This window comes from Pantoea sp. KPR_PJ, assembly GCF_041386365.1.
GTDB lineage: Bacteria > Pseudomonadota > Gammaproteobacteria > Enterobacterales > Enterobacteriaceae > Pantoea.
The window spans coordinates 141,636-156,308 of record NZ_JABMIK010000005.1; the positions used below are offsets into that span (position 1 = coordinate 141,636).

13 protein-coding genes are annotated in these 14,673 nt (G+C 54.2%); 9 read left to right on the top strand and 4 right to left on the bottom strand.

Annotated features, from left to right (window positions below):
• Positions 1-285: 285 nt before the first annotated feature.
• Both HP564_RS12830 and uspE read left to right on the top strand, forming a co-directional pair.
• Positions 286-1,038, top strand: a complete 753-nt coding sequence (locus tag HP564_RS12830; protein ID WP_371243597.1) for an FNR family transcription factor — start codon at positions 286-288, stop codon at positions 1,036-1,038.
• A 174-nt stretch (positions 1,039-1,212) separates the two neighbouring features.
• Positions 1,213-2,172 carry a universal stress protein UspE gene (gene uspE / locus HP564_RS12835; protein ID WP_371243599.1) on the top strand — a complete coding sequence of 320 codons (960 nt, stop codon included), beginning with the start codon at positions 1,213-1,215 and terminating at the stop codon, positions 2,170-2,172.
• A gap of 31 nt (positions 2,173-2,203) precedes the next feature.
• Here uspE and pntB read toward each other — a convergent pair whose 3' ends face one another.
• The gene (pntB, locus tag HP564_RS12840; RefSeq protein WP_371243601.1) at positions 2,204-3,592 is read right to left on the bottom strand and encodes a Re/Si-specific NAD(P)(+) transhydrogenase subunit beta; all 1,389 of its coding nucleotides are present in this window, start codon (positions 3,590-3,592) and stop codon (positions 2,204-2,206) included.
• 7 nt (positions 3,593-3,599) lie between these two features.
• The gene (gene pntA, locus HP564_RS12845) at positions 3,600-5,129 is read right to left on the bottom strand and encodes a Re/Si-specific NAD(P)(+) transhydrogenase subunit alpha (protein ID WP_371243603.1); all 1,530 of its coding nucleotides are present in this window, start codon (positions 5,127-5,129) and stop codon (positions 3,600-3,602) included.
• Between the two features lie 535 nt (positions 5,130-5,664).
• On the opposite strand from pntA, the gene ydgH reads away from it, so the two are divergent.
• On the top strand, positions 5,665-6,618 hold the full coding sequence (gene ydgH / locus HP564_RS12850) for a DUF1471 family protein YdgH (RefSeq protein WP_371243605.1): 954 nt from the start codon (positions 5,665-5,667) through the stop codon (positions 6,616-6,618).
• Positions 6,619-6,820: 202 nt separating this feature from the next.
• The gene (locus HP564_RS12855) at positions 6,821-8,212 is read left to right on the top strand and encodes a basic amino acid/polyamine antiporter (RefSeq protein WP_371243608.1); all 1,392 of its coding nucleotides are present in this window, start codon (positions 6,821-6,823) and stop codon (positions 8,210-8,212) included.
• Here the strand turns inward: HP564_RS12855 and HP564_RS12860 are convergent.
• On the bottom strand, positions 8,209-8,625 hold the full coding sequence (locus HP564_RS12860) for a hypothetical protein (protein WP_371243610.1): 417 nt from the start codon (positions 8,623-8,625) through the stop codon (positions 8,209-8,211). The genes HP564_RS12855 and HP564_RS12860 overlap by 4 nt on opposite strands.
• 175 nt (positions 8,626-8,800) lie before the next feature.
• Here HP564_RS12860 and rstA point away from each other — a divergent pair, with 175 nt between their 5' ends.
• The 5 genes from rstA to HP564_RS12885 all read left to right on the top strand — a co-directional run bounded on the left by rstA (position 8,801) and on the right by HP564_RS12885 (position 14,027).
• Positions 8,801-9,529 (top strand): two-component system response regulator RstA, encoded by a 729-nt coding sequence (gene rstA, locus HP564_RS12865; RefSeq protein ID WP_371243612.1) that lies wholly within the window; start codon positions 8,801-8,803, stop codon positions 9,527-9,529.
• Entirely contained in the window at positions 9,526-10,827 is a 1,302-nt protein-coding gene (rstB, locus tag HP564_RS12870) for a two-component system sensor histidine kinase RstB (RefSeq protein WP_371243614.1), read from the top strand. The genes rstA and rstB overlap by 4 nt, the downstream gene beginning before the upstream one ends.
• Before the next feature lie 20 nt (positions 10,828-10,847).
• Positions 10,848-12,335: a carboxypeptidase M32 gene (locus HP564_RS12875; RefSeq protein WP_371243616.1), complete on the top strand. Its 1,488-nt coding sequence runs from the start codon at positions 10,848-10,850 to the stop codon at positions 12,333-12,335.
• Positions 12,336-12,489: 154 nt separating this feature from the next.
• Positions 12,490-12,933, top strand: a complete 444-nt coding sequence (gene asr / locus HP564_RS12880; RefSeq protein WP_371243618.1) for an acid resistance repetitive basic protein Asr — start codon at positions 12,490-12,492, stop codon at positions 12,931-12,933.
• 284 nt (positions 12,934-13,217) lie between these two features.
• Positions 13,218-14,027: a serine protease gene (locus HP564_RS12885; protein WP_371243620.1), complete on the top strand. Its 810-nt coding sequence runs from the start codon at positions 13,218-13,220 to the stop codon at positions 14,025-14,027.
• Between the two features lie 66 nt (positions 14,028-14,093).
• Here HP564_RS12885 and HP564_RS12890 read toward each other — a convergent pair whose 3' ends face one another.
• The gene (locus tag HP564_RS12890) at positions 14,094-14,672 is read right to left on the bottom strand and encodes an Ail/Lom family outer membrane beta-barrel protein (protein WP_371243622.1); all 579 of its coding nucleotides are present in this window, start codon (positions 14,670-14,672) and stop codon (positions 14,094-14,096) included.
• Between the last annotated feature and the right edge of the window lies 1 nt (position 14,673).

Consider the following 14,673-nt stretch of genomic DNA (forward strand, 5'->3'; position numbering starts at 1 on the left):
TGAAACAAATGGGCCATTGCATTCCAATAGTAGCAAAGGGCTAAAAGCCTGCGCCAGTCTCGATCTCGGTCACTTTTTGCACCCGCAAAAAGCGTATCTGCATCAAAAAAATGGAAAGTTTTCGTGCCAGATTTAAAAAATGTGACGCGGAAGGCTTGATACGGCTGGGTTCTGCGCCATGCCTGACGTCCCTACACTTTGTAAGCCTAAAACTCCTCGGACGAGTTCCCTTCGGCCCAAAAAATGTTAAAATTGACCCCAGTCAATAATCGTCGAGCGTACAATATGATCACTGAAAAACGCACCATTCGCCGTATTCAGTCAGGTGGCTGCGCCATCCACTGTCAGGACTGCAGCATCAGTCAGTTGTGTATTCCGTTCACCCTGAACGAACATGAGCTGGATCAGCTTGACAATATTATCGAGCGAAAAAAACCCATCCAGAAAGGTCAGACCCTGTTTAAAGCCGGCGATGATCTCAAATCTCTTTATGCTATCCGCTCCGGCACCATTAAAAGCTATACCATCACTGAGCAGGGCGATGAACAGATCACTGGCTTCCATCTGGCGGGCGATCTGGTTGGTTTTGATGCCATCATGACCGGTAATCACCCCAGCTTTGCTCAGGCGCTGGAAACGGCCATGGTCTGCGAAATTCCTTTCGAAACGCTGGACGATCTCTCCGGCAAAATGCCTGCCCTGCGTCAGCAGATGATGCGTCTGATGAGCGGCGAAATCAAAGGCGATCAGGATATGATCCTGCTGCTGTCGAAGAAAAATGCAGAAGAACGGTTAGCCGCTTTCATCTGGAATCTTTCCCGTCGTTTCGGCCAGCGCGGTTTTTCACAGCGTGAATTCCGTCTGACCATGACGCGTGGCGATATCGGTAACTATCTCGGCCTCACGGTTGAAACCATCAGCCGCCTGCTGGGCCGTTTTCAAAAATCGGGCATGCTGGCGGTAAAAGGCAAATATATCACTATTGAAAATCACGACATGCTTTCTGAACTGGCCGGTCAGAGCGTTCAGGCTGCTTAAATAATTGGCTGCCTAATGGTTAGCGTTGCAGGTACAGGCGTCATGTGCCTGCAACGCCAACCGCTGACCGGTTTTTGTTATTTTATTGATCCCACAGTAACTTTTCTGCTTCTTCCTGCCGTTAACTTAGGCTATCTTTAAACCAGTTCGCGTTGGTTTAAGGAGTTCTTCCCTATGTCTCGCTACCAAAATATTCTGGTTGCTATCGACTCACAGCAAGACGATCAGCCTGCGCTACGCCGCGCGGTTTACCTCAATCAGCGTATTGGCGGCAAAATTAAGGCCTTTTTGCCGATTTATGACTTTTCATATGAAATGACGACGCTGCTGTCGCCTGACGAACGCGCCTCTATGCGACAAGGTGTTATTAGCCAGCGCACCGAGTGGATCCGCGAGCAGGCGCGCGCCTATCTGGAAGCGGGCGTCGAGATTGAGATTAAGGTGGTGTGGCATAACCGGCCTTATGAGGCAATTATTCAGGAGGTACTGGCGCACGGGCACGATCTGGTGCTGAAGATGGCACATCAGCACGATCGGCTGGAGGCAGTGATTTTTACTCCTACCGACTGGCACCTGCTGCGCAAATGCCCCTGCCCGGTCTGGATGGTGAAAGATCAGCCCTGGCCTGAGGGCGGCAAAGCCGTGGTGGCGGTTAACCTTGCCAGTGAGGAACCGCACCACGATGAGCTGAACCAGAAACTGATCCGTGAAACAACGCTGCTGGCGGAGATGGTCAACCATACCGAAGTGCATCTGGTGGGTGCATACCCCGTCACGCCTATTAACATTGCTATCGAATTGCCCGACTTTGATCCCAGCGTCTATAACGACGCCATTCGCGGCCAGCATCTGGTGGCCATGAAAGCGCTGCGCCAGAAGTTTTCTATTCGCGAGGAGTTCACGCACGTTGCCAAAGGTATGCCTGAAGAGGTCATTCCGGATATCGCAGGCCAGCTGAGTGCCGGGATTGTGGTACTCGGCACCATTGGACGTACCGGTCTGTCGGCCGCTTTTCTGGGCAATACGGCGGAACAGGTGATCGATCATTTGCGCTGCGATTTGCTGGCGATCAAGCCCGATGATTTTGCCTCTCCGGTCACGCTTGACGATGACGAAGAGGATGATGACGAATGAAAAAAGAGCGGCCACCGGGCCGCTCTTTTTTTTACAGCGCTTTGAGTATTCCCTCTACGCTGGCTTTGGCGTCGCCAAACAGCATATGGGTATTTTCTTTGAAGAACAGCGGATTCTGCACGCCTGCATAACCCGTATTCATTGAGCGTTTAAAGACGATAACGTTCTGCGCTTTCCACACTTCCAGCACCGGCATGCCTGCGATAGGACTGCGCGGGTCGTCCTGCGCCGCCGGGTTAACCGTGTCGTTTGCGCCAATTACCAGCACCGTGTCGGTATCGGTGAAATCATCGTTGATCTCATCCATCTCCAGCACCACATCGTAAGGCACTTTCGCCTCTGCCAGCAGCACGTTCATATGGCCTGGCAGACGTCCGGCAACCGGATGGATCCCAAAGCGTACTTTGATGCCGCGCGCGCGCAGTTTTTCAGTGATTTCCGCCACTGGATACTGTGCCTGCGCGACGGCCATGCCGTAGCCCGGCGTGATAATCACCGAGGAAGAGTGCTTCAGCATCTCTGCTGTCTCTTCCGCACTGATTTCGCGGTGTTCACCCGCCTCTTCGCTCTCGCCACCTGCACTGCTGTCAGTACCAAATCCCCCGGCAATCACGCTGATAAACGAGCGGTTCATTGCTTTACACATGATGTAAGAGAGAATGGCACCCGAAGAACCAACCAGCGCACCCGTCACGATCAGCAGGTCGTTGCTCAGCATAAAGCCCGCAGCCGCGGCCGCCCATCCTGAGTAGGAGTTAAGCATGGAGACCACGACCGGCATATCCGCGCCACCAATTGACGCCACCAGATGCCAGCCAAACGCCAGGGCAATCAGCGTCATCAACAGTAGCGCAAACACCTGTGCAGCCGTACTGCCGGTGCGTACAAACCATAACAGCAGCAGGAAAGAGACCACCAGCGCCAGCAGGTTGAGCTTGTGGCGATGCGGCAGCATTAGCGGACGCGATGAGATTTTGCCGCGAAGCTTGCCAAATGCCACCACCGAACCGGTGAAGGTCACCGCACCAATGAAGATGCCCAGAAAGACTTCGGTCAGATGAATGTTTTCCATCACCGCAGGCAGGCCCGGTGCGTGATCGATATAGCTGTTAAACCCAACCAGCACCGCGGCCAGACCAACGAAGCTGTGCAGAATCGCTACCAGCTCTGGCATCTCTGTCATTTCGACCTTTTGCGCCAGACGAACACCGATTCCTCCGCCTATGACCATCGCCAGTAAAATCCAGGCGACGTTACCGCTGTCTGGACCAAAAATGGTTGCCAGCAGCGCCAGCGCCATCCCGCCGATGCCAAAGTAATTGCCCTGCTTCGAGGTCTCATGCTTTGAGAGTCCCGCCAGGCTGAAAATAAAAAGAATTGCGGCAACAATGTATGCTGCTGTGACTAATCCGCCAGACATCAGTTAGTTACCCCTTACGAAACATTTTCAGCATGCGCTGGGTGACGGTGAAACCACCGAAAATATTGATGCTGGCGATCAGCACCGCAATAAATGAGAGGAAGGTGACCCAGCCGCCGTGCCCCATCTGCAACACCGCGCCGACCACGATAATGCCGGATATCGCATTGGTGACCGACATCAGTGGCGTATGCAGTGCATGGCTGACGTTCCATACCACGTAGTAACCCACTACGCAGGCGAGCGCAAAGACGGTGAAGTGCGACAGGAATGCTGCAGGCGCAACGTTAGCCAGGCAGGCGAACAGCACAATTGCCAGCGCCATCAGCAGATACTTGCGCCACGTCGGTGCCGGTTTCGTCGCCTCTCTGGCTACAGGCTGAGGGGCCGGCGCCGCTTTCGGTGCAGCAGAAACCTGAATTGGCGGTGCAGGCCAGGTGACATCCCCTTCACGAATCACGGTTACGCCGCGCACGACGACATCGTCAAAATCGACTGCAATTTCGCCGTTCTTCTCTTTGCACAACAGCTTCATCAGGTTCACCAGGTTGGTGCCATAGAGCTGTGAGGACTGCGTCGGTAAACGGCTGGGAAGATCGGTGTAGCCAATGATCTTCACGCCATTGTCAGTGATAGTCACGCGATCGGCGACGGTCAGCTCACAGTTACCGCCAGTTTGCGCCGCCAGATCGACAATGACGCTGCCGGGTTTCATGCTGGCGACCATGTCTGCCGTGATCAGTTTCGGTGCTGGTTTGCCGGGGATCAGCGCCGTGGTCACGATAATGTCGACCTCTTTCGCCTGCGCAGCAAACAGCGCCATCTCCGCCTTGATAAAGGCATCGGACATCACTTTTGCATAGCCGTCGCCGCTTCCAGCCTCCTCCTCAAAATCGAGTTCAAGAAACTCGGCACCCATACTCTGTACCTGCTCTTTCACTTCCGGACGCGTATCGAATGCACGCACGATGGCACCGAGACTGCCCGCTGCGCCAATCGCAGCCAGGCCCGCAACCCCGGCACCGATCACCATGACTTTGGCAGGCGGCACTTTGCCCGCCGCGGTAATCTGGCCAGTAAAGAAGCGGCCAAATTCATGAGCCGCCTCTACAATGGCGCGATAACCGGCAATATTGGCCATAGAGCTCAGCGCATCCAGCGACTGTGCACGGGAAATACGCGGCACCGCGTCCATCGCCATAACGGTGACCTGACGAGCGGCCAGCTTCTCCAGCAACGCTGCATTTTGTGCAGGCCAGATAAAGCTCACCAGCGTGCTGCCTGCACGCATCCGCGCGATCTCCTCATCCTCTGGCGCATTCACCTTCATGATGATGTCTGATTGCCAGATCTGCTGGCTGTCACTGATACTGGCACCAGCGGCGACAAAACTTTCGTCATCGAAACTGGCGCGCTTACCCGCATCATGTTCAACGGCAACGCTAAAACCCAGTTTGATAAGCTGCTCAACGGTTTTGGGCGTTGCGGCGACGCGCGCCTCGTTGGGCAACCGCTCTTTGGGTATTCCAATTAACATATTCATCCCTTTTGTCGGTTGATGATGGCCTGTCGATTGCATAACGATACAGCGCCTGAAGGTGTTTTCAGGCGCTTATAAACGTAATGCTCATGTTTCAAAGTATTTATAACCTACTGAAAAGATGAACAGCGATCCACAGCCAGAGCCTCTGCTTATGACATTCACGCGATTATTCAGCGTCGAAAGAGAAATGCTGCGCTATGCCACTGCAAATCAGAAAGTTTGAAATATATTCTGCTGAGCAGAATCGTGTCATGGCGCATATCTTGTTAATAAAAACCTTTATTTAACAATACATTAACTGTTTCAGCACTAAGACTTACCACAATAAGCGATAAACGGGCCAAACAGAGGCCTTAACAAATTTGCATGACGTCATAATGAAATTCGCTGTCAATTTCCCGCGGTTTGTCGCATAAATTGGCTGCGACAGCCTGTTTATAACATGCAATAATCAACGGCTAATCTGTTATACATCAAGAGTCCAGCACGTTTTCGTACTCATTTTTGCGTAAGGCGAAGGATCATTTTTATGAAGCTGAAGAACACCATTCTGGCGTCAACCTTGTTATCCCTGCTGACGGCCAACGCGTTTGCCGCGCAGGAACTGACGCCGGAAAAAGCGGCCGAGCTGAAACCATTCGAACGTATTAACATCACCGGCCGTTTCAATGCCATTGGCGACGCGGCAGACGCCGTTTCGAAACGTGCGGATGAGATGGGCGCAGCCTCTTACTTTATTCAGGGCATTAACGACAGCAACGGAAACAGCGGCAACTGGCGCGTGACCGCTGACCTCTATAAGGCAGATGCCCCAAAAGCCAGCGATGACACCACTTATCGCGTTATGAACGGGGTTAAAGAGCTGCCAAAAGCAGAAGCTTACCGTCTGGAGCCTTTCGATACCGTGAGCGCCAACGGCTTCTTTGCCAGCCAGCCAGAAGTCAATGACGCCATCAGCAAAGCGGCAAAAGCAAAAGGCGCGGCCGCTTTCTATATTGTGCGTCAGGTGGACGCTAACAATGGCGGCAACCAGTACGTGACCGCCTACGTTTATAAAGCTGACGCAAAAGTTCGTACCGTTCAGAGCCCTAACCTGATCCCTGCAGATTCCGATGCGGGTAAAGCGGCGCTGGCAGCGGGCGGTGAAGCGGCAAAACGCGTTGAAATTCCAGGCGTGGCGTCGTCTGAAACGCCTAGCAGCAACGTCGGTCGCTTCTTCGAAACGCAGAGCTCAACCGGCAAGCGCTACACCGTTAATCTGCCCAACGGCAAGTCAGTGCAGGAAGTGAACGCCATTACCGCCGCGCAGATGCAGCCGTTTGACAGCGTCACCTTTACCGGGCACTTCGGCACCCCTACTGAAATCTCTGAGGAAGTGGCAAAACGCGCCGCTGACAAAGGCGCCAAGTATTATCACATCACGCGTCAGTGGCAGAACCAGAGCGGCGGTAATCTCACCGTAACCGCAGATCTCTTTAAGTAATCGCTCAGGGCGGCGCGCGCCGCCCTGTTTTTTTGCATTATCCCTTCACAATTTTGCATAACCACGCATTGCCATCCCTTTTCGCACTCCGTAGAATCTGCGCCCTGCTTTTAGCTGAATCCGTCATATAAAAGCCAAACAGCGCGGTTAAATGCGTCGCTCAGAACATAATCCAGCCACTTGTGCTAGCAGGAAGGGTATTTTGGAGAAAAAATTAGGCCTAAGCGCATTGACTGCGCTGGTACTCAGCTCAATGCTGGGTGCAGGGGTGTTCAGCTTACCGCAAAATATGGCGGCCGTGGCCGGACCGGCAGCGTTACTCATCGGCTGGATGATTACCGGTGTCGGCATCCTGTTGCTGGCGCTGGCAATGCTGCTGCTGACCCGACTGAAACCGGACATGGACGGCGGCATCTTTACCTATGCCCGCGCCGGGTTTGGTGAACTGCTCGGTTTTTGCTCCGCCTGGGGCTACTGGCTCTGTGCGGTTATTGCCAATGTTTCCTATCTGGTTATTGTTTTCTCTGCGCTGAGTTTCTTTACCGACACCCCCGATCATGTCGTGTTTGGCGACGGAAACACCTGGCAGGCAATGCTGGGGGCATCGGTGTTGCTGTGGCTGGTACACTTTTTGGTGCTGCGCGGCGTCCAGACCGCAGCCAGCATCAATTTGCTGGCGACGCTGGGTAAACTGGTGCCGCTGCTGCTGTTTGTGGTGCTGGCGATCGCCGCCTTCAACTATGATCGGTTCCATGTCGACTTTTCCGGCCTGACGCTCGGCCAGCCGATGTGGGAGCAGGTGAAGCAAACCATGCTGATCACGCTGTGGGTATTTATTGGCGTTGAGGGGGCGGTGGTGGTTTCCGCACGGGCGCGTCATAAAAAAGATGTCGGCCGCGCTACGCTGCTGGCGGTTCTGGCGGCACTGCTGGTCTATTTGCTGGTCACGCTGCTGTCGCTGGGTGTAGTGCCTCGCGCTGAGCTGGCCCAAATGCGCAATCCGTCTATGGCGGGTCTGATGACGCGTCTGATTGGACACTGGGGCGATGCGGTCATTGCAGGCGGCCTGATCCTCTCCGTCTGTGGGGCTTATCTGAGCTGGACAATCATGGCCGCTGAGGTCCCCTTTATCGCGGCACAGCAGGGGGCTTTTCCACGCATAATTGCGCGCCAGAATGCACGTAATGCGCCTGCAGCATCGCTCTGGCTGACAAACGGCAGCGTGCAAATCTGTCTGATTTTGATCGCGCTGACACACGCTGACTACAATACCCTGCTCACCATTGCCTCTGAAATGATCCTGGTGCCCTATCTGCTGGTGGGACTCTATCTGGTGAAACTGACGCGCGGCAGGCAGCAGCCGCTTGCGCTCTCCGTTGGCGCAGGTGCCAGCCTCTACGGGCTGTGGCTACTCTACGCTTCGGGACCGTTGCATCTGCTGCTGTCGGTTGTGCTTTATGCGCCAGGGTTGCTGCTGTTTCTGTTTGCACGACGCGGTGGACGCGCTGACGTTTCGCTGACGCAGCTGGAGCGCGTCGCAATTGCCCTGCTGATGGCGGCATCGCTGCCCGCGATGTGGCAGCTTATGATTTAGTGCGGCTGACCGGGGATCACAATACACAGCAGGTCATCCTGCTGTGTCAGATTAAGCGGCTTACGGTACTCGTGATGGATGGCATCCAGCTGCTGCGCAGAGAGCGGATAAGGGAGCTGGATGTCAAAATGGCTAATATGCTGCTGTTCAGCCAGCGTAATCAGGCGCGCAATGTTAATTTCGTCGCTGACCTGAGTTGAAATGATTTGCAGCGCTAATTCTTTCAGATGCTCGTCACTCGCCTGCACACTGCGCACCGAGGATTTGCGCGTCACCATACCGAAAATTGGCATCACGCCATAAATGGCGTCAACAAAACTCCAGCGTTTTTTGCAAGAGGCGGAGAGAAAATCGCTGTAGTTGAAGCAGATGCGGTCACTGTATACGGCTGAAGCCAGCTCTTTATCAGACACCCTCGTACTCCCCCTGTTTTTTATTACGGTTCAAAACCTTGCTTAAACGCAGAGTCAATGATGGCACATTTTGCCGTGTAGATACCAGTGAGCAAAGGATATTTCGTGCGATAACATAGTGCTCAGGACCGGGAAAAGCTATGCTGCTCACCTGGCTAATTTGTCACAATAGATTATGAACAAAATTGTTTTTGTAGAGGATGAGCCCGAAGTCGGTTCGCTGATTGCCGCTTACCTTGGCCGCCATGATATTAACGTGATTGTTGAGATGCGCGGCGACCGAGCCGAAGCGGTTATTGCCGCCGAGCAGCCGGACCTCGTGATGCTGGATATTATGTTGCCAGGCAAAGATGGTATGACGCTCTGTCGCGATCTTCGTGCACAGTGGCAAGGTCCCATTGTGCTGCTGACCTCGCTCGATAGCGACATGAACCATATTCTGGCGCTGGAGATGGGTGCGCAGGACTATATCCTGAAAACGACCCCGCCAGCGGTACTGCTGGCGCGATTGCGGCTACACCTGCGTCAGGCGCAACAGGGCCATAGCGATGAAGCGCCTGCGCCTGTGGCGATACAAAAACAGAAAATGCTGCGTTTTGGTTCGCTGGCTATTGATGCGCTGAATCGTGAGGTGACGCTGTTTGGCGAACAGATTATCCTCTCCACCGCTGACTTCGATCTGCTGTGGGAGCTGGCCAGCCACGCCGGACAGATCCTCAACCGCGATGCCCTGCTAAAAACTCTGCGTGGCGTCAGCTATGACGGACTGGATCGCAGTATTGACGTGGCGATCTCGCGACTGCGCAAAAAGCTACACGACAGTGCCACTGAACCGTTTCGCATTAAAACTATTCGTAATAAAGGCTATCTGTTCGCGCCGCAAGCATGGGATACCCAGGCATGAGAAAGCTGTTTATCCAGTTCTATCTGCTGCTGTTTGTCTGTTTTCTGGTCATGGCGCTGCTGGTCGGTCTGGTCTATAAATTCACCGCGGAGCGGGCCGGAAGACAGTCAATGAACGATCTGATGGCGAGTTCACTCTATTTAATTCGCAGTGAGCTGCGTGAGATCCCGCCGCGTGACTGGAACAAGACAATTAAAAGCCTGGATCTTGGCCTGTCGTTTGATCTGCATATCGAGCCAATAAATAAATATCAGCTTGATGAGCCAGATATGCGCCGCCTGCGCGCCGGAGAGATTGTTGCGCTGGACGACCAGTACACCTTCCTGCAGCATATTCCTCGCAGCCACTATGTGCTTTCCGTTGGCCCTATTCCCTATCTCTTTTATCTGCACCAGATGCGGTTGCTGGATATTGCGCTGCTGGTATTTATCGGCATGTCGCTGGCGCTGCCGGTCTTTATCTGGATGCGTCCGCACTGGAAAGAGATGCAGCGGCTGGAAATTGCCGCGCAGCGTTTTGGCCGGGGCGAGCTGGATGTTCGTACCCATTTTGATAACACCTCAAGTTTGTTTCGCTTAGGTATCGCCTTTAACCAGATGGCGGAAAACATCAACACGCTGGTGGCGAGCAAAAAGCAGCTTATTGACGGCATTGCACATGAACTGCGCACGCCGCTGGTGCGGCTACGCTACCGGCTTGAGATGAGTGACAATCTGACGGCAGGCGAAACGGCTGCCATCAATCGCGATATTAGCCAGCTGGAGAGCCTGATCGAAGAGCTGCTGACCTATGCGCGCCTCGATCGCCCACGCGTCGATCTCAATCTGACCTCACTCGACATGGCACGCTGGCTGCGCGAGCATATCAATGATGTTCGCGCCCTAAACCCCCAGACGCAGATCGATCTCGACCTGCCCCAGCGCGATAATCAGGGGGTGGCAGATACGCGCCTGATGGAGCGCGTACTGGATAATCTGGTGAACAATGCGCTGCGCTATGCCAGTCAGCGACTGCGCGTCAGCCTGTGGTTTGATGGCGCACTGGGCTGTTTACAGGTTGAAGATGACGGTCCGGGTATCCCGGCTGAAGAGCGCGAGCGCGTCTTTGAGCCTTTTGTTCGTCTCGATCCAAGCCGCGATCGGGCCACCGGTGGCTGCGGTCTGGGACTCGCCATTGTGCACTCCATTGCCCAGGCACTGGGCGGTCACGTCAGCATCGAAAGTAGTCCGCTCGGCGGTGCCAGCGTTCGCTTTTGCTGGCCGCTTGATTTACCCTTGCGTGCAGTGTCCTCGCGATAGATTTTCACAAGGAGTATCAGGTGACTACTGCTTATCAACAACTCAGCGCTACTTTTCAGCGTCTCTCACGCTTCGGCCATCTGATGGCTGTGGCGGGCTGGGACATGCAAACCATGATGCCGGCGGGCGGTAGCCAGGCACGCGGCGAGGCTCTGGCCGAAATGGGCGTGCTGCGCCATGAAATCCTCACCGATCCGCGGGTGGGCGAGCTGATTAAAGCCGCCGAACAGGCCGATCTTAATGACGTTGAACGCGCAAACCTGCGCGAGATGCAGCGTGCATGGCAGCAGGCTTCTCTGTTGCCCGCCTCACTGGTTGAGGCGAAATCGCTGGCGGGTTCACGCTGCGAGCACGCCTGGCGTGAACAGCGTCCGGCTAATGACTGGCAGGGCTTCTCAGCTAATCTGAAAGAGGTGGTCCGCCTGAGCCGCGAAGAGGCGCAGCTGCGCGCCGATGCCAGTAACACCTCGCGCTATGACGCTCTGCTTGACCTCTACGAGCCGGGCATGACCAGCGCAAAGCTGGATGAAACCTTTGGCGATCTGAAAAGCTGGCTGCCCAGTCTGCTTCAGCAGGTGGTGGAAAAACAGGCGCAGGAAACCCCGATTGCGCCTCAGGGCCCCTTTCCCATCGCTGCCCAGCGCGAGCTGGGGCTAAGCGTGATGGCGACGCTCGGCTTTGATTTCCGCCACGGGCGGTTAGACGTCAGCGCCCACCCCTTCTGCGGCGGCGTGCCGGAAGATGTGCGTATCACCACGCGCTACGATCAGGATGCGTTTCTCAGCGCGCTGATGGGCGTTATTCATGAAACTGGTCATGCGCGCTATGAGCAGGGGTTACCCCAGCAGTGGCGTAGTCAGCCCGTTGGGCTGGCGCGCTCTACCGCCATTCACGAATCGCAAAGCCTGTTCATGGAGATGCAGCTGGGCCGCAGCCGGGAATTTTTGCAACGTATTCTGCCGCAGGTGCGAGAAAAGCTGGGCGCGCAGCCCGCGCTCAACCCAGAAAACTTTGTGCGCCTGACGCAGCGCGTCAAGCCTGGTTTTATCCGCGTGGATGCCGATGAGCTCAGCTATCCGGCACACGTGATCCTGCGCTTTGAGATTGAACGCGCGCTGATTGAAGGTGACATTGAGGTTGACGACATTCCGGCGCTGTGGGATGAGAAGATGCAACAGTCGCTGGGCCTCGATACGCGTGGCAACTACCGCGACGGCTGTATGCAGGATATCCACTGGACCGATGGTGCCTTTGGGTATTTCCCGACCTATACGCTGGGCGCGATGTACGCCGCGCAGCTGTTCCAGGCGGTCAAAAAGGCCCTGCCAGACCTGAGTGAACGCCTGCAGCATGGCGACCTCCAGCCGGTATTTGACTGGCTGCAACAGAATATCTGGCAGCACGGCAGCCGTTTCCCCACCGAACAGCTGCTGATAAATGCAACCGGCGAGGCGCTAAACCCGCACTACTTCCGCCAGCACCTTGAACAACGCTACCTGACCCGCTAATCTGTGCGGCCCTCGCGGCCGCCCTTTTCCACGTTTGTACAATCCGTTACACGCCGATACTAAACACCCACGGAAAGCGTTGCTCACATCTCATATAGTCTCTTCACCGGCCCCGCAGTGGGCTACACATGAAGAAATGTTCGAGGAATTTGCAATGAAAAAATTGTTTGCACTGGTCATCGCCGCTGCTATGGGTCTCTCTTCTGTTGCTTTCGCTGCTGAAACCACCGCTGCGCCAGCTACTGCACCGGCTGCTACCACTACCACAACTGCACCCGCTAAAACCGTGCACAAAACCATGCACAAAAAACATAAAGCGGCACAGAAAGCTCAGGCTGCTAAAAAACACCATAAAGCAGTGAAAAAAGAGACTGCACAGAAAGCGCAGGCGGCTAAAAAACATCACAAAGTCGCGAAGAAAGAGGCAGCTCAGAAAGCACAGGCGGCTAAAAAACACCATAAAGCAGTCAAAAAAGAGACTGCACAGAAAGCGCAGGCGGCTAAAAAACATCACAAAGTTGTGAAAAAAGCTGCTCCGCAGAAAGCGCAGGCTGCTAAAAAACATCACAAAGTAGCTAAAAAAGCCACTGCTAAATAATTAAGGTCGCGCACCTGCGCCTTAAAACGCGTTGATTAATAAAAACACCCGGTTCTGCCGGGTGTTTCGTTACCGGAGTTGCGGAAATGGTGCGTCGCTATCGTTTTGAAATCATTTTGCTGGTGATGATCCTGTGCGGCATTGTCGCAGCTTTTTTCTTTATTTAGTCGTTGTAGCGTGCTGATTAATCCAATAAATCTCCCTTTTTCATCGCTCACCGACTATAGTTATTGCGCACGCGTGATAACTATAACCTCTTCTTGAATCTCGCCGTTGAGAGACCTATGCGCCTGGCTATTTTGCTGTTGACTGGATTATTCTGTTTTATCCATCTGGCCCACGCCGATGATGATGACGATGCACCGGATCCTGATGAAATTAAAACGCTTTTTTTTGGTAAAGATCATCGTAAGGCCATTAGCGACGTAACAGCTACGCCCTGGGATGCTATTGGTCAGCTGGAAACCGAAAGCGGCAACCTGTGTACCGCCACCCTTATCTCTGAGCATCTGGCGCTTACGGCGGGTCATTGCCTGCTGACACCACCGGGCAAGTTTGATAAGCCTGTGGCGCTGCGTTTTATGGCCAGCGACAACGGCTGGCGCTATGAAATCCATGATATTGATGCACGTGTTGAGCCGGCACTGGCGCGCAGGCTTAAGGCTGATGGCGAAGGCTGGATTGTGCCGAGCGATGCAGCCCCCTATGATTACGGTCTGATTATTCTGCGTAACCCGCCGTCGGCAATTAATCCGATACCGTTGTTTGAGGGTTCACGCAGTGATTTAACCTCGGCGCTAAAAGAAACGGGCCGAAAGGTGACTCAGGCAGGCTACCCGGAAGATCATCTTGATACCCTCTATTCACACAGCGACTGTCTGATTACCGGCTGGGCGCAACGCGCCGTGCTGTCGCACCAGTGCGATACGTTACCAGGCGACAGCGGCTCGCCGCTGCTGCTCAAAAATGAGAAAGGCTGGCAGGTGATCGCAGTGCAAAGCTCTGCGCCCGCAGCGAAAGATCGTTATCTGGCTGATAACCGCGCCATTGCGGTAACCTCCTTCCGGGACAGGCTGGAAGCGTTAGCACAGTAGAGGTCAGCAACCTGTTAAAAAAGGCGCAGCGGCGAGGCCGCTGTGCCTTTTTTATAGCGAAAGCACTCAGAAGCTATAGCCAAGGTTCAGGTTAAAGCCGTTGATGGAGAGCTTTTTGTCACCCGCCTCAAGACGCGATCCCTCATAACCTATATCTAGCGCCACATTATCGGCCGGATTAATTTGAATGCCCGCTGCATACATCAGAGAAGCTTTCTTTTCACTCAGTGAACGCTCGCCCATAAAAACATAGCGCCCTTCGTAGTTATACCAGCCTTCACGATAGTTAACTTTATTATAATTAACGCCGAGTAAACCATAGGCGCTAATATAAGCGCTAAAGCGCCAGGCTGGACCCACTGCGAGCGAATAATATTTCACTTTCGCATGGCCATCGATAATATCCATGCCGCCGACATCGGGCGAGTAACTGCCGCTGCCGTTCATCCAGGTAAACGCGCTCATCAGGCTCAGCGGCGAGTCCCACTCGTAGCGGTATTTAAGGTTAACACCACGTATATCTTTAAACGTCTCCACGCGGCTCTGCGCATACCCCAGACTAGCTGTCTGGTTACTGGCAAATGTGCTGCCGTTCACTCCCAGAGTAATTAGAGCCAGGCTGACCCACAGAGATAACTTTTTCACC